3 protein-coding genes are annotated in these 1,597 nt (G+C 41.3%); 1 reads left to right on the top strand and 2 read right to left on the bottom strand.

Annotated elements, in window-relative coordinates; all coding sequences use genetic code 11:
* The coding region (locus Q0296_RS11085; protein WP_298040565.1) for a hypothetical protein at positions 1 to 240 on the top strand (240 nt) is incomplete at its 5' end.
* A gap of 1 nt (position 241) precedes the next feature.
* Here Q0296_RS11085 and Q0296_RS11080 read toward each other — a convergent pair.
* Together Q0296_RS11080 and Q0296_RS11075 are read right to left on the bottom strand one after the other, a co-directional pair.
* Positions 242 to 529 carry a hypothetical protein gene (locus tag Q0296_RS11080; RefSeq protein WP_107856528.1) on the bottom strand — a complete coding sequence of 96 codons (288 nt, stop codon included), beginning with the start codon at positions 527 to 529 and terminating at the stop codon, positions 242 to 244.
* A 44-nt stretch (positions 530 to 573) separates the two neighbouring features.
* Positions 574 to 1,467 carry an MBL fold metallo-hydrolase gene (locus Q0296_RS11075; RefSeq protein ID WP_298040560.1) on the bottom strand — a complete coding sequence of 298 codons (894 nt, stop codon included), beginning with the start codon at positions 1,465 to 1,467 and terminating at the stop codon, positions 574 to 576.
* Positions 1,468 to 1,597: the final 130 nt, after the last annotated feature.

Here is a 1,597-nt window from a genome sequence, read left to right as displayed (position 1 = left end):
TCACTCGCCACTAAATTTAGAGCCGTGATATGCTCGTTCATAAATTTTAAAATTTGGCTGGAATTTTGCGCATTAATGGCGTTATACGTGCAGTTTGTAAGAAAAGATGTGCTTAACAAAAGATGCGCAAATATGAGGATATTAACAGCTGCCAAGCGAGTAAATTTACTCATCAAAAAACACATAAATTTACACAAAAAAGCTAAATTTAGCTCCGCCACCAAGCCATCAAAAATTTAGATTAAATTTCCTTAGCGATCTTGCTCATTTTATTTATGAGCTCTTCGCGCTCGCTTGATTTTAGGTTGCCGTATTGAAGCTTTGTCATCATCTGCATGAAGTCAAACTGCTTAAACATCTGCGCATCGCTTTTTAGCTCTTTTTCAAGCTTTTCGTAGATCTTCTCCGTCTCTTCGTTGGCTTTTTCTAAATTTTGCAAAAAGCTTCCAGTAGCGCTTGCATCAAGGTCGTTTTTTGCAGCCTTGTCGATGGCATTTTTTAAATTTGATAAATTTTCAGAAATTTTCATCTGCACTTCCTTTTGGATTTTAAAATTTAGAGCAAATTTTATTCCTAAATTTCATCCCACCATTTTTTTCTAGGTGGATTTTGCACGCTAAAAACCTCTCCGATCATCGGCGTGGCGTAGTTTAGCTCAAGTTTTGTAGCCGCCTTTTCAAAACGCTTGATCGGCTCATCCCAAGCGTGATAAGAAAGATCAAATTTACCCCAATGCACCGGCACGCCAAGCCTTGCACCAAGATCTTTTAGTGCTTGCGCCGACTCCTCTGGCTTCATATGCACGTAGGGCCAGCCGTCGCTGTAAGCGCCATTTTCTATGAAAACTAGATCAAATCCGCCAAATTTCTCATTTATCATCTTAAAATGCCTGCCATATCCGCCATCTCCACTAAAATAAAAGCTAAAGCCAGCCTCCTCTACCGCCCAGCCGCCCCAAAGCGTGGTATTTCTTTTAAATGTGCGCCCGCTAAAGTGCCTTGAGGGGCAAAAAGTGAAGTTTAAATTTCCTATTTTCTGCTCGCTAAACCAGTCAAACTCGTAAATTTTATCTGCGTTTACGCCCCATTTTACGAGGTGAGCTTTGACGCCAAGTGGCACTAGAAACTTGCAAATTCTACCCTTTAGCTCAAGGATCGTCTTGTAGTCAAGGTGGTCGTAGTGGTCGTGCGAGATGAGGACGATGTCGATCACCTCTGGGTAGTCGCTAGCGGTGATGGCATGCTCGTAGGCAAAGGGCTTGCCGCCAACTGGGAGAGGGAATGCTCGGTGCAAAACTGGGTCTATGATGATGGTTTTGCCATCAAGCTTGCAGATTAGGCTAACGTGCCCAAGCCAGATAAACTCGCCATTTTTGAGGGCGTTTGCGTCAAATTTTAAATTTGGCAAAGGGCGCTTTGGTAGCTTGCCTTTTGGTGGAAAGAGCGCTTGAGGGACGTAATTTAACATAGACGCTTGCGGATTTTTCTTTACCATATCAATTGTTGGCTCTAAATTTATAAAAACTTTGCTTTTTACTCCTATTATTTTAATTTTAATTAAATTTAAAATATATCCGAAATCTTGGAACGAAGAATAG

This window comes from uncultured Campylobacter sp. (assembly GCF_937890585.1).
GTDB lineage: Bacteria > Campylobacterota > Campylobacteria > Campylobacterales > Campylobacteraceae > Campylobacter_A.
This window is presented reverse-complemented; position numbering and strand designations above follow the sequence as displayed.

Coding starts and splice junctions, on each gene's coding strand:
- Q0296_RS11080 (WP_107856528.1), bottom strand. CDS start 529: ATGAAAATTTCTGAAAATTTATCAAATTTAAAAAATGCCATCGACAAG.
- Q0296_RS11075 (WP_298040560.1), bottom strand. CDS start 1,467: ATGTTAAATTACGTCCCTCAAGCGCTCTTTCCACCAAAAGGCAAGCTA.